Genomic DNA, 21,587 nt, shown 5'->3' on the forward strand with positions numbered 1-21,587 from the left:
TTGCGCTCATACTCGCGGTCCACGTTCATCTGGAAGGCGCGCGGGTTGCCGAATTCGTCGATCATGACCGAGTGGTCAATGACCAGATCAACCGGGTTCAGCGGGTTGATCTTTTGCGCGTCGCCCCCCAGCGCCTTGATGCCATCGCGCATCGCGGCAAGGTCGACCACGGCGGGAACGCCGGTGAAGTCCTGCATCAGCACGCGGGCGGGGCGGTAGGCCAGTTCACGGTCGCCTTTGCCGCCGTTCTTGGCCCAGTCGGAAAACGCCTTGATGTCGTCGACGGTGACGGTCTTGCCGTCCTCGAAGCGCAGCATGTTTTCCAGCACCACCTTCAGCGCGGCGGGGAGTTTGGAAAACTCGCCCAGTCCTGCGGCCTCGGCTGCGGGGATCGAGTAATAGGCGACGGACTGGCCGCCGGCCTCTAGCGTCTTGCGCGTCTTGGCGCTGTCATGGCCTACGGTGATGGTCATGGGAAATGCCTCCGATGGGGTGACGAAAAGGGTTGCTTGCGCCCCTCATGCCGAAACCCGGCGAGTCTATCAAGGGGGGTGCGTCGTTTTTGTATACCGTCGCACACAATTAAGCGGGCAAAGCTCAGGATATGGCCCGTTGCGCTTCGAAATAACGCACCATCCCTGCGTAAACACTATCCGAAGTCACAAGGCTGTCGATCAATTCCTGGCCCAAGGCGCGGACTGCGGCGCTGGCTCCGGCATCTTCGACCACGGAAACGGCAAGGCGGTAGTTTTCCCACTGGTTATAGCGCTGCCGCTTCAGATCGGGGCGGTTCAGACCAAAGATCCGTTCGCTGGCCGCCACGATGTCGGCGGCACCGGGCACACCCGGACGGGGGATCAGCAGGACCTCTTCGATCCCCTCGAAGACCTCCCATGCAAAGACCTGCTCGGGGTCGTCGATATAGGGGTTGGGGATTTGCGGTGCCTCGGCCCGGTGCGCCGCCTCAAAGGCCGACACCGCCAACGGGTCCAGCGGGTCAGGGGCAAAGCGGCGCGCAAGCGCGGCCAGGTCATCCGGGGTTTCCGCGCCGGTCAGAACCGGGCCGGGCATCTGCGGGCCGGAGATGGCGAAATCCGCGCCTTTGTAGCGCTGATTGCAGATCGCGCAGGAGGCGAGATAGTTGTCATAGACATAGGCCAGCCACCAGTAGACCTTTTTCGGGCGGTAGTGTTCGACATCGCCGTAATAGGTCGTCGTGACCTGCGTTTCGCAATAGGCGCATTTGCCTTGGCTTTCACGCAAGAGCTGGTCCTTGCTGTCCTTCCATTTCGACGGGATCTTGGGTTTGACGGGATCGCCCGCGGCCACCTGTTCACGCACCTCCCCCAGCAAGGTGAGAAGGCGGTTCAGGGGTTCGTCACCGCGAAAATCCCGATGGATCGCCTCGGCCCGCCGGTCGCGCGCCAGCCGGATCATTCCGAGGTCTCCCCCTTGGCGGCCAGCATGCTGCGTAGCAATTCTTGCTGGCGCGGGGACAGATGCGCCGTTTCGACCGGATCGTCGGGGACCGACCCGACCTTGCTGGCGATGCGCTGCATTTCGGCGGCGTCCTCGGCGGTGCGTTCGGGCTGCCGCGCAAGACTGCGATAGCGGTCTTTCTCTTGTTCCAGTTCCATCGATTCGTCGCTGACATGGCCAAAGGCCTCTGTCACGATCAACTGGTTCAACAGGAAGGTGCCGGGATCGCCGCTGAACTGTTCGATCTCGGGGGCGCGCCCGTTGCGGCGGATGCAGTAGTGCAGCGCGCCTTCGGGGGCCTGCTGGGCGGTGACAACGGAATGAGTGGTCACGACAAGCTGCATATGCGGCAGTTGCTGGTCCAGAAAGGCCAACAGGCGGCGTTGCCATTTCGGATGCAGGTGCAGGTCGACCTCATCGATCACCAGCAGTCCGCGCGCGTGCAGCGGTTGCTGGTAGTCGTCGAAAACCAGCGTGATCTGGTACAAAAGGTCGCCGATCCACGCCGCGACATTCTGATAGCCGTCCGACAGTTGATCCAGCGGCACCAGCCCGTCGGGCGTCCGGAACATCAGCGTTTCCGCCTGCTTGTCGATGTGGGCGAAGTGGAGGTCAGGCAGGAAGTCATCCAGCACCCGGCGCACCACCTCTATCCGTTCCCCGTCCGAGGCATAGTCCAGCCGCATCGCCCATTGTTCCAGCGGGTTCAACTGGGCGTTGCGGTCAAAGAGCGAGGCCATGGACCGCGCTCGCGGATGGCGGAACCGCGCGTCACTGTCGAACCGCCCGCCCGAGGCCAGCCGACGCGATGCCCCATAGGCAAAGATCGGGTAGTTGCGGGGGGTATGGGCCAGCGCCTCATTCAGCCGCCGCAGCGTCTTTTGCGAGCGGGCGATAAAGGCGGTCGGTCCTTCGCCGCGATGAAACTCCAGCGCGATCTTGCGCGCGTCGTCGTGTTTGGTCGAAATCACCGCCTCGATCCGACCGGTTTCGGCACCTCTGCGAATCCAGGTGTCACTGTTGCCGACCAGTTCGATCACCGCGTCCGACCCGCCCATCACCGCGCCGATGGCCTTCAGCACGGTGGATTTGCCGGACCCGTTCTCGCCCAGCAGGACCGTCCATTTGCGGTTGTCCGCGCCCTCGATATCAAAATCGATCTCGACGTCCGCGAAACAGCGGATGTCCGTCAACCTCAGGTGTCGCAGGTACATGGCGAACGGGCCCTTTCGACTGCCAGCGCCCACAGCTTGCGGCAGGACGACAGGTTAGGCAAGGCGGGCACTTTCTGTCACGTTATCTCCCAAAACCTTGATTGGTGTTCCGGAACACGCTTGGATAGACCGGGGTTGGGGATAACGGACAAGGGCACGGATTTCATGCACAGAGTTGCGGGATACATGGCGGCGGGATGGATCGCGCTGGCCGGGGCGGTTGCGGCTCAGGACAACCCTGTCGTGGTCGAGCTGTTCACCTCTCAGGGGTGTTCGTCCTGTCCGCCCGCCGACGACATCCTTGCCGAGTTGAGCGACCGCGAGGATGTGATCCCGCTGGCCCTGCACGTCGATTATTGGGACTACATCGGCTGGAAAGACGAATTTGCCCAACACGCCTTTACCGGGCGACAAAAGGCCTATGCCCGCACCGGCGGCTGGAAGATGATCTATACGCCGCAGATGGTGGTCAACGGGGTCGACGATGTGGTCGGCTCGCGCCCGATGAAGCTGAACAAGCTGATCCGCAAACATGCCGCGATGCCTTCGCACGTGGCGCTGACGCTGACGCGGGACGGCGAATATATCGCGATCCGCGCCGAGGCGCAGGGCGGGCTGCGGCCCTGCGATATCCACGTGGTGCGGTATACGCCGCAGGAACAGGTACAGATTGTCCGGGGTGAAAACGCGGGCCGGACGCTGACCTATTCCAACATCGCGCGCAGCTGGGATGTTGTGGCGCGCTGGGACGGGCGCAGCCTTTACGAGGGCAAGGTCAAGGTGGGGGCCGGAGCGCCGGTGGTCGTGCTGGTGCAGGACCCGGAAGACGGTCACATCGTGGCGGCGGCGCGCTTGCGCTGACGTTTCTTCTGGCGCTTGGGTTTCCAGCGCCGGTGCGTCCACATCCATTGACCGGGGTCCGCATCGATCCGCGCCTCCAGCCGACGGGTGGCCTCACGCATCATGTCCAGCGGCGTACCATGCGCGATCGGTTCCTCGACGATGCAGTCAAAGCCATAGCCGTCGGCGCGGCGGATGCCGAAGTAGGGGATCAGCAGGGCGTCGGTCTTGAGAGCGATTTCGGCGGGTGACAGGGTGGTCGGCGCGGGCTGACCCAGAAAGTCGATGGCGGGGCCCGAGCTTTCGAACACGTCAAAGGCCATGGCGGCGATGCCCCCGTCGCGGATGTGTTTGAGCAGGTCCATCAAGCCGCGCCGCCCCTGCACAAAGACCGGGTCGGCCACGTCACGGTAATTCTGGATATAGCGCGCGTTCGAATAGGGGTTTGACAGCGGGCGCAGAAAGCCGCCCACCGGAATGCCCCGCGCCACCAGCGCGCAGCGTGCGCAGACCGGGTTGCCATAATGCCCCGACAGCAAAAGCACCGGACGCCCTTCGGCGCGGGCGGCCTCCAGCGCGGGCAGGCCCGGACCGGAGACCGGATAGGCCGCGCCCCGGCGCAGCATTTCCTGAGGATCGTAATTCTCGATCAGGGCCCGGCCGAGGTTGTCGATGGCGGCCCCGGCGATGGCGCGTTTCCTGTCGGGTGGGGTGCCGGGCCAGACATGATCGATATTCGCCTCGGCCCGTGCGTACCATCCCAAGGGCGGCGCGATGAGGTGACGCACGGTCCAGCCGACCAGCGCAAGCCGACTGCGCACCGGAAGCAGGTTCACCGTTCCGATGAACCCGCGCAGCGCCATGTCGGACAGCCGGTCCTGCCAACCGCCGTGTCGTGGCGCGTCTTTCCTCTTGCGGTTCTTGCCCATCTGCCGTCCCGAAACCAAGCCTGTTCCGTACCTAGGCGGCGGGGCCTTGGGCGGCAAGAGGGGGCCCCCCGCAAGCCCGGCCATGGCCCGCGCCGGGGTCGGCGGTGCCGTGGCCCTATTCGTCGTCGGGATTGCGCAGTTCTATCTCACCCACGGTGACAAGATCGCGGATCGCGCCGACGACCGCCGACATGGCGGCCTCACCGTTCTTGGGCTTCACCTCTCCCAGGGCGGCGGCCTCTTCGCGGATGTTCGCGCCCAGCCGTTTGGACATGTTGTCATAGAGGAACTCGACAGCTTTCTTTTCCTCATCCGATCCCGCCGAGGCGGCGGCCATGGCCATCGCCAGCGCGTCCGGCGGCACGTCGCGGGTGATCTTGGGCACGTCGATGGCGTTCAGCCGTTCCGGGATATTGGCGAAGGTAAAGATTGCCTTGCGCACGGCCTCGGCGAAGTCCGCGTCTTCCTGTTCGAGGTTTTGCAACAGTTCTTCGCGGATGGCGGTGTTGGAATAGTTCAGGATAGCGCCCAGCCGTTCGTCCGGGCGCGCCTTGAAGGCCTTGAGCGGTTCGGCGTCGATCTGCGCGGCAAGGCTGATCCCGATCCGGTCCACCGCGTCGGGGGTGACGCCGGTGGTCATCGACACCGCGTAAGAGATCCGCCGCGCCTTGTCACCGGGCAGTTTGGCCAGCACCTGCGCGGCCTTGCCAACGTCGATCTTGGACAGCATGACGGCGGCGATTTCCGTGCTTTCCGAGGTCACAAGCGCGCGCAGCCGGTCCACATCCAGCGCGTTGATCCGCTGCCACGGATCGCCGGTCTGGCGCACCCCGGCCTCCTTGCGCAGACGGTGCGCGGTATGGGCGTTGATCTTGCCGTCCAGCGCGTTCAGCGCGCCAGCCATGTCACCGGGAAAGGCAAGGCCGACCGATTCGAGTTCGTTCGAGAATTCCTCAACCACGGTGTTCAGGGTTTCGCGGTCCACGTAGCGCATATTGCCCAGCAGCATCGTCAGTTCGGCCTGATATTCGTCGGGCAGCGCCGACAACGGCACATCGGCCCCTTCGTTCAGCAGGAACTGCACGATGATGGCGGCCTTTGCCTTGCGGCTGAGCGGCGGTTTGCCGGGGCGGACGGCGGCGGGGGCGGGCAGGGCGGCAAGGGCTGACATCCGGTATTTCTCGACCATATTGTTGGCTACGAAGGACAGAGGTAGCGTGACAAGGTTTCCGGGCCGTTAAGCCCGATGGCCAGAAAGCCCGCCCGAAACGATTGCAATTGCACATAAATTTCAACCCGCGATTCATCTCCCGTTAGGGTTCACCACGCAGGCTGGCGGCTAGTGATGGACGGTGAGGTAAGCAGATGCAATTGGCGACACAGGGCGACAACGCGGACAAGGCGGTTTCAACCTGTCTTGTGATCGACGACGATACATTTGACCGTCACATGATCAAACGCTGCGTCGGACGAGAGCGGCCGGACATGCGTCTGTTCGAATGCGCCACCCTGTCCGAGGCGCGGAATTTTCTGGATCAGGCCAGCGCCGATCTGATCCTGATCGACAATCGGCTGCCCGACGGCCTGGGGGCCGATTACGCGCAGGAACTGCGCAATGACAGCCGGATGGCGGACGCGGTGATTTGCGTGGTGACCGGCGACGATCTGCGCAGTCTCGATTCCGACATTGCCGCCTTGTCCAAGGACCGGCTGTCGACGCGGACAATCTGGGACATGGTCAGCGGCTTTCTGGCCGAACGTGAAATCCTGCGGTCGTCCGAAAAGGCGCAACTGGTGGCGGATTTTGGCGACCAGATGGGTGAAAGCCTGGCTCCGGGCATGGCGCGGATGCTGCGGACCTTGCGCATGTCGCGCGCGCGGGTGGCCCGTCGCGATCCGCAAAAGGCGATCGACGAACTCGACAAGCTTGAGGAAATGCTCATTGCCATGTCAGAGGTTGTCTGCGGCGGTGTCCAGCACCGCCGACCGGCGCCAGAGGCGTAAGGGCATCCGCGACACCGTCAAGACACCCCTCAAATGAAAACGGGCCGCCACGTTGGCCGCCCGTTTTGTTGGGGTTTCTCGCCTCCGGGACATCACCATGTCACGACGCGCGGCAAATCAGCCGGACATGACCACGCAGGTCTTGGTCGTGGCGTCATAGGTGGTGCCGTCGGCACAGGTCAAAACCTGTTCGGCGTGGTCAGAGCAGGCAGCAATCGCGAGCGCCGGGGACAGGGCCAATGCGGCTGCGGCGAGCAGGGTCTTCAGCGTCATCTTCTTGGTCCTCCTGTTGCGAATGCCGCAAAAGGTAACATGGCGGCGGGAGGGAACCAAAACAAACTTGCGTAGAACGCGCTGTACCGGTCAGAAAGCAAATGGCCCGCCTGTTGGGCGGGCCATTGACGTCAGTCGCCAAAAACGCGGGCAAAGATCGTGTCGACGTGTTTGGTGTGATAGCCAAGGTCGAACTTCTCGTTGATCTCTTCCTCGGACAGGGCGGCGCGCACCTCGTCGTCCGCCAGCAATTCCTCGCGGAAATCGGTGCGGTGATCCCAGACCTTCATCGCGTTGCGCTGCACCAGACGGTAGGCGTCCTCACGGCTGACACCGGCCTGCGTCAGCGCCAGCAGCACCCGCTGGGACATCACCAATCCGGGGAATTTGTTCATGTTGTCCAGCATGTTCTGCGGATACACCAGCAGCTTGTCGATGACACCGGTCAGCCGCGACAGGGCAAAATCCAGCGTGATGGTGGTGTCGGGGCCGATGTTGCGTTCCACCGAGGAGTGCGAGATGTCGCGCTCATGCCAGAGGGTCACGTTCTCCATCGCCGGGACCACCGCCATGCGTACAAGGCGGGCAAGGCCGGTCAGGTTCTCGGTCAGCACCGGGTTCTTCTTGTGCGGCATGGCGGACGATCCCTTTTGCCCCATGGAGAAGAATTCCGCCGCTTCCAGCACCTCGGTGCGCTGCATGTGGCGGATTTCGGTGGCGATGTTTTCAACCGAAGAGGCGATCACACCCAGCGTGGCAAAAAACGCGGCATGGCGGTCGCGCGGGATGACCTGCGTGCTGATCGGTTCCGGCACCAGACCCAGCTTGTCGCAGACATGTTCCTCGACCGCCGGGTCGATGTTGGCGAAGGTGCCGACCGCGCCGGAAATCGCGCCGGTGGCAATCTCGGAACGGGCATCGCGCATCCGGCTGAGGTTGCGGTCCATCTCGGCATAAAAGCGGGCAAAGGTCAGGCCCATGGTGGTGGGTTCGGCGTGGATGCCGTGGCTGCGCCCGATGCGCACCGTGTCCTTGTGTTCCAGCGCGCGCCGTTTGAGCGCGGCCAGAAGGCCCTCCAGATCCGCGATCAGGATGTCCGCCGCGCGCACCAGTTGCACGTTGAAACAGGTGTCCAGCACGTCCGAAGAGGTCATGCCCTGATGCACAAAGCGCGCCTCGTCGTTGCCGATGATTTCCGCCAGATGGGTCAGAAAGGCGATGACGTCGTGTTTGGTCACGGCCTCGATTTCGTCGATGCGGGCGACGTCGAACTGCACATCCTTGGCTTTCCAGACCGCCTCGGCGTTGGCCTTGGGGATCACTCCCAGCTCGGCCTGCGCGTCGCAGGCATGGGCCTCGATCTCGTACCAGATGCGGAACTTGGTTTCGGGGCTCCAGATGGCCACTATTTCGGGGCGGGAGTAACGGGGGATCATGGCGCAAACCCTTTCGTGCATTGTCTCTGGCAAAGTGCTGCCTTTACGATGGCTGTACATGTCCTGCAAGGAGCACGCGATGAGACGGATTGCCCTGATCCGGATGCTTTTGACCTGTGCCGTTGCGATGCTGCGGTTCGGTATCGTCCGGTGAGCCTGCGCAGGCTGACAGATTTTCTGGGCGTCTGGCGGGTGGAACGGTCCATCCGGCAGGACGACGGCGTCGAAGGCCGGTTCGAGGGCACCGCAGAGTGGCGGCCAGAGGCGGGCGGCGCGCTGTATCGCGAAACCGGTCAGGTCTGGCTGGGCGGGCAGGGGCCGTTTCTGGCGGAACGCAGCAATCGCTGGGCCACGGACCTACAGGTTTTCTTTGAGGACGGGCGCTTTTTTCATCACGTCCCGCCACAGGGCGGAGAGGTTGCCCACTGGTGTCCGCCCGACCAGTATGACGGTGTCTATGATTTTGCGCGCTGGCCTGTCTGGCAGGTGACATGGCGCGTGGATGGACCGCGCAAGGCCTATGTCAGTTCCACCACCTATACTCGGGCAGGGACGTGACCGGCTGATTCGGACGACCCCGCCGCCCGCCGGGCGGAACGGTATGCCGTGGTATCCACATAAGGTGTTGAAAATGCGCGTCTTTCCGTCTTTACTTTGCACCCGCAGCATTCCATATTGCGTCAACTGACCGGAGCCGCTCCATGCCCCCCATCCAGGACCACCCGCTGCGCTACAAGCTGGCCAATGAACTGCACGCGCGACCCTTTCCGTCGCTGACGGCCCCGTGCCGGGCGATCTATCTTGCGATCAAACAGCCACGGGATGCGGCCTCACGCGATCGCAGTCTGGATCTGGCGCATCTGATCGACCTGCTTGATCGTCACGACACCCCGCATCCGCAGCCCGGCGCGACCCATTATCAGGGCCAGATCGGGCAGCACATGCTCAAGTGGGAGCAGCACACCGAATTTGTGACCTACACGGTCTTCATGCCGGGGCTGGGCGAACGGCCCTTCGATCCGGCGGATTTCGATGTCTTTCCCTTGGACTGGCTGGACAACGCGCCGGGGGTTCGCGTGACCTCTGCCATGATCCGTATCGAGGGACGGCCCGACGATGATCAGGACATCAGTCGCAATCTGAACAACTGGATGGTCCCTGATAGCATCGCGGTCAGCGAGGTGATCGACCGTGACGCGGTGATCGCCGGGGATTTCCGCATTGATCCCGCCGGGCATCAACGGTTCGCCGCCTTTGTCTGTCAGGGCATCGGGCAGCGCCGGGTGGGGCGGATCGTGCAGCGTCTGTGCGAGATCGAAACCTACAAGGCGATGTCGATGCTGGGCTTTACCCGCGTGCGCGAAATCTCGCCCCGGATGGGCCAGATCGACGCCGAACTGACCCGCCTGATGCATATCATGACAGAGGACGGCGGGCAGGAAGAGGCAACGCTGAAATCGCTGCTCAGCGTCTCGGCGGAACTGGAAAGCCTGTCAGCCCGCACGTCTTTTCGGCTGGGCGCGACGGGGGCCTATGAGGCCATCGTTGGGCAGCGGATCGAAGTGCTGCGCGAGGAACGCTTTCAGGGGCGGCAGACGTTTTCGGAATTCATGATGCGGCGCTACGATCCGGCCATGCGCACGGTCAAAAGCGCGGAACGCAGGCTGGAAAGCATGACCCACCGGGCGACCCGCGCCGCCGATCTGCTGCGCACACGGGTTGAGGTGGGGCGCTCGGCGCAGAACCAGCAACTGCTGGAAAGCATGAACAAACGCGCCGAATTGCAGTTGCAACTGCAAAAAACGGTCGAAGGATTGTCCGTCGTCGCGATCAGTTATTACGCGGTCTCGCTGGCGGGATATCTGCTGTATCCGGTCGGTGAGATGCTGGGGATCAGCAAAGGGATGCTGACGGCGCTTGTGACTGTGCCCGTGGTGGCGGTGGTCTACTTGATGATCCGGCGCATCCGTCACCATGCCGAGGGTGAGACCAGCGGGCCGGACCTGTGACCGCCGCCGCCTGAGAACATGAAAAAAAGGGCATCGCCGGCGCCGGGAGTGGTGGCGCGGGCAATGCCCTTTTTCCGCCTCCTCTCGGAGGTCGACAGCCGAGGGTTACTCGGCCGGGTGCAGGGCGGCCCGTGGGGCGCCCGCCAGCACGATATTGGTCAGCAGCGCACCGGCGGCGATGGCCGCCAGCGCCAGCAACGCGGCGATGGACAGGGTCGGCACGCCCGACAGGCCCGCGCCCACGGTGCAGCCGCCCGCCAACACGCCGCCGACACCCATCAGCGCTGCGCCCGCAAGGTAACGGCCGGTCTCTGACGGGGAGGAAAAGCTTTGCCACTGGAACCGGCCCGCTGTCAGCGCCGAGACGAAGGCCCCCGCCAGAACGCCGCCGACCAGTCCGACGCCAAAGCCCGCCGGGATCGAGGTCGAGGCGACGGTCCAGAACAGCGTGTCGGACCATGTCGAGGTGAAGGCGAGGCTTTCCATCGCGATCGGGTCAAAATCGTCATACAGGATGAACCCGGTTCCGACCCAGCCCAGCGGCACCAGCAGGCCGATCAGCGCGGCTCCGGTCAGCGCCTGCCAGCGGTTGCCCGAACGCAGCGCATAGGCCAGCGCCGCCGCCGCCAGCAGCGCGGTCCACAGCGTCGCACCGCCGGGCAGGGCGGCAAGGCTGGTGGTCTCGCCCAGCGGCACGGTCACTTCGGCCAGTGTGGTGCGGATCGGGGCAAGGATGCCCTTCAGCGTGGCGTGCGCGACAACGGCAAAGACCGCCAGAACGGTCAGCGCCCGCAGGTTGCCGGAGGCGGTCAGCACCGTCAGGCGCGAAACGCAGCCACGGGTCAGCACCATGCCCGCGCCGAACAGCGCGCCGCCCACAAGGACCGCCGCCACCGGCAGGTCGGCCGCCAGAAAGCGGTGGTCGCCAAAGCTGATCCAGTCCATCGCCACGGCGCCCTGCGTGCCCAGCAGCGCAAAGGCCAGCGCGGTCAGCCAGACGCCAAGCGCCGCGCGACGGTCCTCACCGACAAGGCCCCGGCGCAGGCAAAAGCGTGTGCGTTCGGCCAGCAGGCCGAAACCGCCCCCAAGGATCAGCGCGAACCAGACCACCACCTGCGGCGCGGTCAGGTCTTCGAAACCCAGCGATTCAAACATGTCAGCCTCCGGAAACAGGAATTTTGTTCCAAATGAGGGGTGCGGAGAAGCTTGGCAAGCACATCCCCTATGAGGCCCGGTTTTGGTCAAAGGACAGTTTCCCGATATGGCCCTACACGCTGGAATGGTTTGACCGTGCGGGTCGCGGGAGCGCGGGTCAGTGTTCGGCGGGTGACGAACCGGGGCGCGGGGTCATCCTTTTTTGGCAATGCAGTGGGTTCAGCCGTCGCAGGAACGAAAAAGGGCGGCCCGTCATGGCCGCCCTTTGTCAGGGTCGTTCCCCTGTGATGGCCGACTCAGCGGCCCCGGATTCGCGGATCCAGCGCGTCGCGCAACCCATCGCCCACGTAGTTCACCGACAAGACGGTCAGCGAGATGGCGATGCCGGGCAGCAGCACACGTTCCGGGAATTCCTCCATCCGCACCACGGCGTCGGCCAGCATCTTGCCCCATGTGGGAAAGTCCGACGGAAAGCCGACCCCAAGGAACGACAGCGCCGATTCCGTGATGATCGCCGTCGCCAGACCAAGTGCGGCAGAGACCATGATCGGCGACAGCACGTTGGGCAAAAGGTGGCGGCGGATGATCTTGAGCGGGGTGGTGCCGATAGAGCGGGCGGCCAGCACGAACTCGCGTTCCTTGATGGCCAGAATGTCACCGCGCACGATTCGCGCGGTCGGCATCCATGAGGTGATGGCGATCATCGTCACGATCAGGATGAACATGCCGCCCTCGGGGCCAAAGTTGGCCCGCAGCGGTTGTCGGAACAAGGTCACCGCCAACAGCACCAGCGGCAGGATGGGCAGCGACAGGAACAGGTCGGTGGTCCGCATCAGGAACCCGTCCAGCCGCTTGAAAAAGCCCGCCGCCACACCGACGGCGGTGCCGATCACAAGGCTGAGGATCATCGCCGCCCAGCCGACCGCCATCGAGGCGCGCCCGCCGGCGATCATCTGCGCCAGCTGGTCACGGCCCAGCTGGTCAGAGCCAAAGGGTTTGAGCCAGCCGGTTTTGGCACCGGAATCCCAAAGCGCGACATAGATCGGGCGAAAGTCCTTGTTGCGGATGTCGATCTTTTGCGGATCGACCTGATAGACCCAAGGGCCGACCAGCACGGCCAGCGTGATGAAGACCAGAAAGCCAAGGCCGAACATCGCGCCCTTGTGTTTGCTGAACTGGTCCCAGACGTCCTTGCCCCGCGATCTTGGCGGCTTCGACGGTTCCTTGTCCTGAAGCGCCTCGATGGCCTGAAGCGGCATGTCCTTGGTGACGATCACATCGTTTTGCGGGCTGTCAGTCATAGCGGATCCTCGGGTCGAGCAGGCCGTAGAGGACGTCAGCGATCAGGTTGAAGAGAACGATCAGCACGGCAAAGATGAAGGTCAGTGTCATGACCATGGGCAGGTCATTGGCGCTGAGCGCGGTGATCAGAAGCTGGCCGATGCCGTTCACCTTGAACACGTTTTCGGTGATGATGGCGCCGCCAAAGATCGACGGTATCCCCAGCGCGATCACGGTGACGACCGGGATCATCGAGTTGCGGACCACGTGGACATTGACGACAATCGCCTCTGACAGGCCCTTGGCGCGGGCGGTGCGGACATAGTCCTGATTGAGGTTGTCCAGCGTCGAGGCGCGCATGTAGCGCGACAGTTGCGCCGTGATCTGTAGCGCCAGCACCAGCACCGGCATGATCATCTGGCCAAGCTGCACCTTGAAGCTGGCCCAGTCGGTGACCGTATGGGTGGTGTCATAGATCGACGGAAACCAGCCCAGCTGGACCGAAAAGATCACGATCAGCAGCGGCCCGGTGAAGAAGGGCGGGATCGAAAACCCGATCATCGTCACAAAGGTGCCGGCCTGATCAAAGACCGAATATTGCCGGTAGGCGGAATAGATGCCGACGGGCAGGGCGATCAGGATGGCGACGATATAGGCGGTGCCCACAACCCAGAGCGTCTGCGGAATGCGCTGGATGATGATGTCCATCACCGGCGACCGGGTCTGCCACGAGATCACCCGCTGGACACCCTCGGTCATGTTGGTGCCAAGAATCCAGTCGAGAAAGATACGCGGCTCGACCCAGAAAACCTGCACCAGCCATTTCCAGTATTGCACAAGGGGCGGCTCGCCCAGTCCAAGGGCCTCTCGCATCTTCTGCTTGACCTCGTCGGGGACGGTCAGGGGCACGTTCGCCATCGGATCTCCGGGGGCGAGTTGCAGCAGCATGAAGATGATAAAGCTGATGAATAGAAGCGTCGGGATCGTTAGGATCAGACGTCGCGTCGCGAATGAGAGCATCGGCGCCTCAGTTTATTGCGGCACAGGGCCGGGGGGGCAGGCCGGGATCATACCCGGCCTGCGGGCGGGGCGCAGGCTGCGCCCCGGTTCACAGGATCAGTCCATCCGGTACCAGTCGGCCACGTTCCACAGCTCAGAGTCCCAGACGTTCAGCTTGACGCCGCCAAGGCTGTTGGAATGTGCCGAAAGACGGCCACGGTGCACCAGCGGGATCATCGAACCGCGCTCGAACGCCATGCGCGACAGTTCCTTGCCGATGCGCGAACGCTCGGCCATGTCGGCGGTTTCGGACAGTTGCTTGTGCAGCGCGTCGAATTCCTCGTCGCAGAAGCGGCTGATGTTCTCACCCTGCCACTGGGTCGCGGGACGCGGTGCCTTGTCGCACAGACCGTTGCCCAGATAGGCCTGCGGGTCGGTGCCGTTGAAGGTGTTGGCGTACATTTCGACGTCGGCATAGAACTTCTGGAAGGTGTCGGGTGAGCCCGCGTCACCGCCAAAGAAGACCGAGGCGTCGATGGACCGCAGTTCGACTTCCATGCCGATCTGTTCCCACCAATCCTTGATCAGCGCCTGAAAGTCCTGACGGACAGCGTTGACAGAGGTCTGGTAGACGATCGACAGCGGCACGCCGTCCTTTTCGCGGATGCCGTCACCATCGGTGTCGACGATGCCTGCGGCGTCCAGCATGGCCTTGGCCCCGTCGAGGTCCTGCACGTCGCAGCCTTCGATATCCACGGCAAAGGCGGCAGGTGCGGGCACCCAGGAGCAGGACACGCGACCGGCCTGACCATAGCCGATCTCAACCAGCAGCGGACGGTCGATGGCCATCGACATCGCCTTGTAGACGGCGGGGTCGGACAGGAACGGGTGCGGACGGATCACCGAACGCTCATCCGGGCCAAGCGCTGGATCGGGGTTGGTGTTGTTCAGCATGATGCGTTCCAGCAGCGGGCCAAAGCCAGCCACGGGCACGCCCTTGCCGCCCTCTTCCATCTTGGCGATGACATCGGGGGCCAGTTGCAGGTTCCATGCGTAGTCGAATTCGCCGGTTTCCATCACGGCGGTGCCCGCCGCAGCCGCCGAACCGCCCCCTTTGAAGGTCACGCTGGCAAAGGCCGGTTTCGCCGGATCGCGGTAGTTGTCGTTGGCGACAAGGGTGATCACGTCGTTCGGCTTGAACTCGGTGACGACAAACGGGCCGGTGCCGATCGGGTTGAAGTTCTGCTCGGTGCAGGTCGATGCGGCGGCACCCATGCAGCTTTCGAACTGGGCTTTTTGCAGGATCGGGCTCTCACCGCCGACAAAGGGGCCATAGGGGTTGGGGGTCGGCGAGTCGAATGTGACGATGACGGTGGTCTCATCCGGTGTCTCGACCGAGGTCACGCCCTCGAACTTGGTCAGCTGCGCACAGCCGCCTTCGGGGTGGGTGCAGTATTCATAGGTGAAATGCACATCTGCCGAGGTAAAGGCAGAGCCGTCCGACCACTTGAGGCCGGGGGTGAGCTTCCACGTGATCTGGGTCAGGTCCTCGGACACGCCGCCGTTTGCGACCGTCGGGATCTCTTCGACCAGCCAGGGAACCAGCTCTCCGTTTTCGTTGTAGCGCGCCAGAGGCTCGATGATCATCGAGGCCGATTCCACGTCCTTGGTGCCGCCCGACAGAAAGGGGTTCAGGATCGAGGGCGCTTGCCAATAGAGGATCTTGACGTCGCCGTCCGATGCCCGTTCGGCAAATGCAGCAGGGGCCAGCGCCATTGCGGCAGCAGCCCCAAGCAATAGAGACTTGAGTTTCATAATGTCACTCCATGTTGGTCGGAACCGGATGTCTCCTCCGGTCCCTTTGTTTGTGGTGGGATAATCGGCACGCCGCAGCGACCAATGCAACCGCAGATCTGCAAACGATACGCCGGAAACCCCACTCCGTCCCCATCGAAAGCAGAAGATGAACAAAATGCAAGCTTTGCCTAACGTAAAAGCACAGTGGGTCTTTACAGGGCGCGCGCCCAGCCCATAGCCTCGGCAACCAGAAGCTGGGGAGCGCGCAAAATGCTGGATACGGCACCGGACACAGCCACCAAGGAACCGATCGCCCGGATCGAGAAATTGCGGGTCGAGTTCCAGACAAAGGACGGCCCGGTGGTGGGCGTCGAGGACGTCAGTTTCGACATCGGTCCGGGGGAAACGGTCTGCGTGGTCGGTGAGTCCGGGTCCGGCAAGTCGGTGTCCTCGCTGGCGCTGATGCGGCTGGTGGAATACGGCGGCGGCGACATCGCGGGCGGCAAGCTGATGTTCGACCGCAAGGAGGGCGGCTCGGTCGATCTGCGCACCATGGACCAGCGCAAGATGCGCGACATTCGCGGCAATGAGATCGGCATGATCTTTCAGGAGCCGATGACCGCCCTGAACCCGGTGTTCACTGTCGGCAAGCAGTTGACAGAGGGCCTGCGCGTGCATCGCGGCATGTCCCGCAAACAGGCCGACGCGCGCGCCATCGAATTGCTGCGCGAGGTGCGCATCCCCGAACCCGAACGCCGGTTGACCCAGTATCCGCACGAATTGTCCGGCGGGATGCGGCAGCGGGTGGTGATCGCCATGGCCATGGCCTGCAAGCCGCGCATGTTGATCGCGGACGAACCGACCACCGCATTGGACGTGACCATTCAGGCAGAAATTCTTGCCCTGATGGACCGTCTCAAGCGGGAAACCGGCACGGCGGTGATGTTCATCACCCATGACATGGCCGTGGTCGCCCAGATGGCGGACCGGGTTGTGGTCATGTTCCGCGGCAACAAGGTCGAGGAAGGCACCGTCGAAGAGATCTTCGAGAACCCGCAGCATCCCTATACCAAGGCGTTGCTGGCGGCGGTCCCCAAGCTGGGAGAGATGACCGGCACCGATCTGCCCGAGCCGATGAAGCTGGTCGGCCACGACAATCAGCAGATCAAACCGATCCCCGGCACAAATGAGCGCCTGCTGACGGTCAAGGGCCTGACCACGCGCTTTCCGGTCAAGGGCGGTTTCTTTCGCCGCACCGTCGCCAATGTCCACGCGGTCGAGGATGTGTCTTTCACCTTGAACAAGGGGCAGACGCTCAGCCTTGTCGGGGAATCCGGCTGCGGCAAGTCTACCGCCGGGCGGTCGATCCTGCGGCTGGTCGAACCGCTCAAGGGCTCTATCGACCTTGATGGCAAGGACATCATGGGCCTGTCGCCCAGCGGTCTGCGCGAGGCGCGGCGCGACATGCAGATGATCTTTCAGGATCCCTTTGCCTCGTTGAACCCGCAAATCCAGCTGGCCGATCAGGTGGCGGAGCCGATTCATAACTACGGTATGGAAAAGGGCAGCGCGGTCATGGATCACGTGGCGGGCCTGTTCGACCGGGTGGAACTGCCGCGCAGTTTCATGCGCCGCTATCCGCACGAACTGTCCGGCGGTCAGCGTCAGCGGATCGCCATTGCCCGCGCGCTGGCGCTGCGGCCCCGTTTGATCGTCGCCGATGAGGCGGTCAGCGCGCTGGACGTGTCGGTGCAGGCGCAGGTGATCAACCTGATGATGGAATTGCAGGCCGACATGGGGCTGGGGTATCTGTTCATCAGTCACGACATGGCGGTGGTCGAACGGGTCAGCCACAACGTCGGCGTGATGTATCTGGGCCGGATCGTCGAACTGGGTCCCCGCCGCGCGGTGTTCGAGGACCCGCGCCATCCCTATACGCAGGCCCTGATGAAGGCGGTGCCCATCGCCGACCCGCGCCGCCGCAAGTCCGAAAAGGACCTGAACTTCAAACCGATCCCTTCTCCGATCCACTCGGCGGACTATGAGGCCGCGCCTTCGGTCTACGAAGAGGTCAGCCCCGGCCATATGGTGCTGACCACTGACAGCGGATACTGACACCGGGGGAGACAGATGGCGGGGGGTGTCCGGATCTACCGATTTGACGGCCCGCCGCCGGTCTCGCCCGATGATCCCTGCCTTGACGACAGCCCCGGCCTGACGGGACTGCGGGCCGGAAACCCCGGCCTGCCTTTCGGCCCTGCGCCAGAGGTCCGCGCGGTGTTTGCGCGCCATGCGCCCGGCATTCGCTGGAGTGCGCAGGGCAACGGCTTTGCCCGGCAGGGCGGGTTTCAGATGCCGGTGCTGAGGCCGTCCCGCGACAACGGCTATATCCGTCTGGCGCTGGACGGTTACGGCACGGCGGCCCGCTGTCCGCGCGCCATAGAGGCAGAGCACCCGGACTGGAACAACTCTTGGTTCGACGGGCAATGGCTGCGCCAGACCCCTGCGCCGGAGGTGTAAGCCATGCGCGCGCTGCTGGGCATTCTGACGGGTCTCCTGATCGGCTGCGGGCAGCCCCCGGCAGCGCCGGAACGGCCCCCGGACAGCCTGCGGGTCGCCAGCCACAACGTGCATTTCATCCGGTTGAACCGGCAGCGCGGCGCGTGGTCCGTGACCGATTGGGAGGCCCGCAAACACGCGCTGGACGCAGTGTTCAAAGAGGCGGACGCCGACCTCATGGCCTTTCAGGAGATGGTGAGCATTGGCCCCGATGCCGACCGCAGCGTGAACCTTGCCCGCGACTGGCTATTGGCGCGCAATCCCGGCTACGCGGTGGCGGCCAGCGGCGACTGGCGCAGCTTTCCCACCCGGCAGCCGATCTTTTACCGCACCGACAGGCTGCGTCTGGTGGATCAGGGGTGGTTCCTGCATGAGCCGCCCGACGTTGTCGCGCAAGAGCGCAAGGCGCGCGGTTTCTGGCTGTATTACTCGTCCTGGGCGGATTTCGAGGACAGGCGCGGGCGGTCCTTGCGGGTCTACAACGTGCATTTCCATTTCCACAGAGCGGCGCGGCGACGGCACGCGGCGCGGACGGTCCTCGCGCATATGGCCCCTGCGTTGAAACAAGGCGTGCCTGTGCTGGTCATGGGCGACATGAACGCCCTGTCGCGTTGGCGCACGGTGAACATCCTGCGGGCGGGCGGGCTGTCCACGGTCGAACCGGATGCCGCCAGCTTTCACTTTGACCGTGGGCTGCACCTGTTCGGACCCATTGACCGCTTTGCCCATACCGAAGGCTTGACCCTTTCGGCGCGTCCTTGGGCCATTCATGGCAAACGGGCGGGGGACTGGGCGTCGGATCATTACCCGGTGGTTGCGGACCTGTCGCTTCCGTGACAGGCATGGGCCGTCTGCCCACAACACAAAGAGGTTCCCTTTGGCCGAGGTGCTGTCCCCCCGCGCGCTGCTGGAAAAACTGGTGGGGTTTCCCACCGTCAGCCGCGATACCAACTTGCCGCTGATCGACTGGGTGCAGGACTATCTGTCCAGCCACGGCATTGACGCGCAGCGCCACGTCAAATCCGACGATCCGCACAAGGCGGCGCTGTTTGCCCATGTCGGACCGGATCAGGCGGGCGGGGTGATCCTGTCGGGGCACACCGACGTGGTGCCGGTGGACGGGCAGGATTGGCATTTCGAGCCGTTCGCCGTGACCGAGCAGGACGGCAAGCTGTATGGGCGTGGCACCACCGACATGAAGGGGTTTGATGCGCTGGCGATCTGGGCGCTGGTCGAGGCCAAGCGGCGCGGCCTGACCCGTCCGTTGCAGATCGCGCTGTCCTACGATGAAGAGATTGGCTGCACCGGCGCGCCGCCGCTGATCGAGGCGATGCAGGTGCTGCCGCGTGCGACGGATGTGATCGTGGGGGAACCCACGATGATGAAGGCGGTCACCGGCCACAAGGGCGGGGTGAATTACTGGGTGCATGTGCATGGCTTTGAGGTGCACAGTTCGCTCCTGCACACCGGCGTCAGCGCGATCATGTGGGCGGCCAAGATGATCGACTGGGCCAACCGGCTGAATGCCGATCTGCAAGCGGGCGATCCTGTGGGCATGGCGGGCCTGTTCGATCCGCCCTACACCAATGTCCACGTCGGCATGATCCACGGCGGCACCGCGCATAACATCAGCGCCAAGGACTGCGAGTTCGGGCTTGGCTACAGGGTGGTGCCGGGCGAGACGCTGGACCAGTGGCGCCGCCTGACCGAGGAAACATGCGCGTCGCTGAGCGCCGAGATGCAGAACATCCGCCCGGATACCGGATTTGAACTGATCGAGAAGTTCGAACTGCCGCCCTTTGCCCCGGACGAGGACAACACCGCCGAGGCGCTGGTGCGTGCGCTGACCGGCGACAACTCGGAGAATTTTGTCAGCTACGGCACCGAGGCGAGCCATTTCCAGCAGGCGGGATACAAGGCGGTGGTCTGCGGGCCCGGCAGCATCAACGTGGCGCATCAGCCGGATGAATACATCACGCTTGCCCAGTTTCGGGCCGGGCAGGCGTTTATGGAACAGTTGCTGGAGCGGCTGACCTGAGGCGGGCAAAGGGGGCGGTGCCCCCTCGGCCTTTGGCCTCACCCCCGGCGGTATTTTGACAAAGAAGAAGCTGTAGGTCCGTGCAATGGGCAACCGAGGTGTAACAATGGCATTCCCGTTCCGCGATGAAGGCCCTGTCGGCTTTGCCGCACCCTTGCCCGAGGCGGCGGATCTGGTGGTGATCGGCGGCGGGGTGATCGGGGTCAGCGCGGCGCTGTTTGCGGCGCGGCGCGGGCTGTCGGTTGTCCTGTTGGAAAAGGGGCGCATCGCGGCGGAGCAAAGTTCGCGCAACTGGGGCTGGATCCGGGTGCAGGGCCGCGATCTGGCCGAGATCCCCATCGCGCTGGAGGCGCAGGGCCTGTGGCGGGATCTGGATGCCACCTGTCAGGGGCGACTGGGGACGCGGACCACCGGTGTGACCTATCTGGCGCGGACCGACGCCGAGATGGCGGCCTTTGAGGGCTGGCTGGCAGAGGCGCGGCCGCTGGGCGTGTCCAGCGGGATGCTGGACCGGACCGCGATGTTGCGGCATCTGGGCTATCCCCGCGCCGCATGGCAGGGCGCGCTGCACACGCCGACCGACATGGTCGGAGAGCCGTGGCAGGCGGTGCCGGAACTGGCGCGTCTGGCGCGTGCCGAGGGGGCCACGCTCATCGAACGCTGTGCCGCGCGCGGGCTGGACCGGCAGGCGGGGCGCGTCAGCGGGGTGATCACCGAGGCCGGGCGGATCAAGACCGGTGCCGTGGTCCTTGCGGGCGGGGCGTGGTCGTCGCTGTTCCTGCGCCGACACGGCGTGGATATTCCGCAGCTTTCGGTGCGCTCGACCGCATTGGCGACACAGCCGTTGGCACGGGTGGTCGACACGGCGGCGGTCGATGACCGGCTTGCCTTTCGCCCGCGCGCCGACGGCGGCTATACGCTGGCGCCTTCTGCCTTTGCCGAGCTGAATCTTGGACCGGACGCGCTGCGGCACCTGCGGCACTATCTGCCGCTGGCCATGTCGGGGGAATTCGACGTGCATCTGCGCCGCCCGCAGCCGGCGCACTGGCCGGATGCGTTTTCGACACCGCGTCACTGGAGCGGCGCGGAGCAAAGCCCGTTCGAGAGGATGCGCATTCTTGATCCCGGACCGAACGCGAAGACGCTGACCGAGGTCACGCAGCGGTTCGGCGCGCAATATCCCGACCTCAGCCGGATCGAGGTGCAGGCGGCGTGGGGCGGCATGATTGATGTGATGCCGGACGTGGTGCCGGTGGTGGACCGGGTGCCGGATCTGCCCGGCCTGACGGTTTGCACCGGCATGTGCGGGCATGGCTTTGGCGCCGGTCCGGGCTTTGGCCGGGTGGCGCTGGATCTGGCCACCGGGGGCGATCCGGGCCATGATCTGGGCCGCTTTCGCATCACACGTTTTGACGACGGCAGCGTTCTGCGTCCGGGACCGAACCTGTGAATCCCGCCGCTACGGTCTTGAACCCGGCGGTGTGAGGCGTATTCTCCGGCGCAGCGCGACCGACCGCCGGGGCGGCGCTGCCCCGGCGCGATCCACTTCGCCCGATGTTTTCCGCAAACGCCGT

At 64.2% G+C, this 21,587-nt stretch carries 20 protein-coding genes; 9 read left to right on the forward strand and 11 right to left on the reverse strand.

Annotated elements, in window-relative coordinates; translation table 11 throughout:
- The 3 genes from ACN0S5_RS20715 to ACN0S5_RS20725 form a co-directional block, all read right to left on the reverse strand.
- Positions 1–473: aconitase family protein (locus tag ACN0S5_RS20715; RefSeq protein ID WP_417210878.1), on the reverse strand; the 473-nt coding region annotated here is incomplete at its 3' end.
- Between the two features lie 124 nt (positions 474–597).
- On the reverse strand, positions 598–1,437 hold the full coding sequence (locus tag ACN0S5_RS20720; RefSeq protein ID WP_417210879.1) for a hypothetical protein: 840 nt from the start codon (positions 1,435–1,437) through the stop codon (positions 598–600).
- Positions 1,434–2,693: an AAA family ATPase gene (locus tag ACN0S5_RS20725; protein WP_417210880.1), complete on the reverse strand. Its 1,260-nt coding sequence runs from the start codon at positions 2,691–2,693 to the stop codon at positions 1,434–1,436. Before ACN0S5_RS20725 ends, ACN0S5_RS20720 begins: the two co-directional genes overlap by 4 nt.
- A 165-nt stretch (positions 2,694–2,858) precedes the next feature.
- Between ACN0S5_RS20725 and ACN0S5_RS20730 the strand changes: the two genes are divergently transcribed.
- The gene (locus ACN0S5_RS20730; RefSeq protein WP_417210882.1) at positions 2,859–3,554 is read left to right on the forward strand and encodes a DUF1223 domain-containing protein; all 696 of its coding nucleotides are present in this window, start codon (positions 2,859–2,861) and stop codon (positions 3,552–3,554) included.
- On the opposite strand, the gene ACN0S5_RS20735 is transcribed toward ACN0S5_RS20730, so the two are convergent.
- Together ACN0S5_RS20735 and ACN0S5_RS20740 are read right to left on the reverse strand one after the other, a co-directional pair.
- Entirely contained in the window at positions 3,524–4,462 is a 939-nt protein-coding gene (locus ACN0S5_RS20735; RefSeq protein ID WP_417210883.1) for a lysophospholipid acyltransferase family protein, read from the reverse strand. The two genes, ACN0S5_RS20730 and ACN0S5_RS20735, sit on opposite strands and share 31 nt — an antisense overlap.
- 115 nt (positions 4,463–4,577) lie before the next feature.
- Positions 4,578–5,633 (reverse strand): flagellar motor switch protein FliG, encoded by a 1,056-nt coding sequence (locus ACN0S5_RS20740; RefSeq protein WP_417210884.1) that lies wholly within the window; start codon positions 5,631–5,633, stop codon positions 4,578–4,580.
- 194 nt (positions 5,634–5,827) lie between these two features.
- On the opposite strand from ACN0S5_RS20740, the gene ACN0S5_RS20745 reads away from it, so the two are divergent.
- On the forward strand, positions 5,828–6,466 hold the full coding sequence (locus ACN0S5_RS20745; protein ID WP_417210885.1) for a response regulator: 639 nt from the start codon (positions 5,828–5,830) through the stop codon (positions 6,464–6,466).
- A 117-nt stretch (positions 6,467–6,583) separates the two neighbouring features.
- On the opposite strand, the gene ACN0S5_RS20750 is transcribed toward ACN0S5_RS20745, so the two are convergent.
- Together ACN0S5_RS20750 and purB are read right to left on the reverse strand one after the other, a co-directional pair.
- Entirely contained in the window at positions 6,584–6,739 is a 156-nt protein-coding gene (locus ACN0S5_RS20750) for an adenylosuccinate lyase (RefSeq protein ID WP_417210888.1), read from the reverse strand.
- Between the two features lie 131 nt (positions 6,740–6,870).
- Positions 6,871–8,175 carry an adenylosuccinate lyase gene (gene purB, locus ACN0S5_RS20755; RefSeq protein WP_417210889.1) on the reverse strand — a complete coding sequence of 435 codons (1,305 nt, stop codon included), beginning with the start codon at positions 8,173–8,175 and terminating at the stop codon, positions 6,871–6,873.
- A 48-nt stretch (positions 8,176–8,223) separates the two neighbouring features.
- Here purB and ACN0S5_RS20760 point away from each other — a divergent pair, with 48 nt between their 5' ends.
- Together ACN0S5_RS20760 and ACN0S5_RS20765 are read left to right on the forward strand one after the other, a co-directional pair.
- Entirely contained in the window at positions 8,224–8,733 is a 510-nt protein-coding gene (locus ACN0S5_RS20760) for a DUF6314 family protein (RefSeq protein WP_417210890.1), read from the forward strand.
- Between the two features lie 143 nt (positions 8,734–8,876).
- Positions 8,877–10,184: a DUF3422 family protein gene (locus tag ACN0S5_RS20765; protein ID WP_417210891.1), complete on the forward strand. Its 1,308-nt coding sequence runs from the start codon at positions 8,877–8,879 to the stop codon at positions 10,182–10,184.
- 105 nt (positions 10,185–10,289) lie between these two features.
- On the opposite strand, the gene ACN0S5_RS20770 is transcribed toward ACN0S5_RS20765, so the two are convergent.
- From ACN0S5_RS20770 to ACN0S5_RS20785, 4 genes are all read right to left on the reverse strand, one after another.
- On the reverse strand, positions 10,290–11,339 hold the full coding sequence (locus ACN0S5_RS20770) for a YeeE/YedE family protein (RefSeq protein WP_417210893.1): 1,050 nt from the start codon (positions 11,337–11,339) through the stop codon (positions 10,290–10,292).
- Positions 11,340–11,635: 296 nt separating this feature from the next.
- Positions 11,636–12,640, reverse strand: a complete 1,005-nt coding sequence (locus ACN0S5_RS20775) for an ABC transporter permease (protein WP_417210894.1) — start codon at positions 12,638–12,640, stop codon at positions 11,636–11,638.
- The gene (locus tag ACN0S5_RS20780) at positions 12,633–13,640 is read right to left on the reverse strand and encodes an ABC transporter permease (RefSeq protein ID WP_417210896.1); all 1,008 of its coding nucleotides are present in this window, start codon (positions 13,638–13,640) and stop codon (positions 12,633–12,635) included. The genes ACN0S5_RS20775 and ACN0S5_RS20780 overlap by 8 nt, the downstream gene beginning before the upstream one ends.
- A 96-nt stretch (positions 13,641–13,736) precedes the next feature.
- Entirely contained in the window at positions 13,737–15,434 is a 1,698-nt protein-coding gene (locus ACN0S5_RS20785; protein WP_417210897.1) for a peptide ABC transporter substrate-binding protein, read from the reverse strand.
- Positions 15,435–15,686: 252 nt separating this feature from the next.
- Here ACN0S5_RS20785 and ACN0S5_RS20790 point away from each other — a divergent pair, with 252 nt between their 5' ends.
- The 5 genes from ACN0S5_RS20790 (at position 15,687) to ACN0S5_RS20810 (ending at position 21,463) form a co-directional block, all read left to right on the forward strand.
- Positions 15,687–17,531: an ABC transporter ATP-binding protein gene (locus tag ACN0S5_RS20790; RefSeq protein ID WP_417210900.1), complete on the forward strand. Its 1,845-nt coding sequence runs from the start codon at positions 15,687–15,689 to the stop codon at positions 17,529–17,531.
- A 15-nt stretch (positions 17,532–17,546) separates the two neighbouring features.
- Positions 17,547–17,936: a hypothetical protein gene (locus tag ACN0S5_RS20795; protein WP_417210901.1), complete on the forward strand. Its 390-nt coding sequence runs from the start codon at positions 17,547–17,549 to the stop codon at positions 17,934–17,936.
- A 3-nt stretch (positions 17,937–17,939) separates the two neighbouring features.
- Positions 17,940–18,812 (forward strand): endonuclease/exonuclease/phosphatase family protein, encoded by an 873-nt coding sequence (locus ACN0S5_RS20800; RefSeq protein WP_417210903.1) that lies wholly within the window; start codon positions 17,940–17,942, stop codon positions 18,810–18,812.
- Positions 18,813–18,852: 40 nt separating this feature from the next.
- The gene (gene argE, locus ACN0S5_RS20805; protein WP_417210904.1) at positions 18,853–20,013 is read left to right on the forward strand and encodes an acetylornithine deacetylase; all 1,161 of its coding nucleotides are present in this window, start codon (positions 18,853–18,855) and stop codon (positions 20,011–20,013) included.
- 106 nt (positions 20,014–20,119) lie between these two features.
- The gene (locus ACN0S5_RS20810) at positions 20,120–21,463 is read left to right on the forward strand and encodes an NAD(P)/FAD-dependent oxidoreductase (RefSeq protein WP_417210905.1); all 1,344 of its coding nucleotides are present in this window, start codon (positions 20,120–20,122) and stop codon (positions 21,461–21,463) included.
- Positions 21,464–21,587 lie beyond the last annotated feature (124 nt).

Origin of the sequence: Antarctobacter sp. (genome assembly GCF_048262615.1) — a bacterium.
Taxonomy (GTDB): domain Bacteria; phylum Pseudomonadota; class Alphaproteobacteria; order Rhodobacterales; family Rhodobacteraceae; genus Antarctobacter.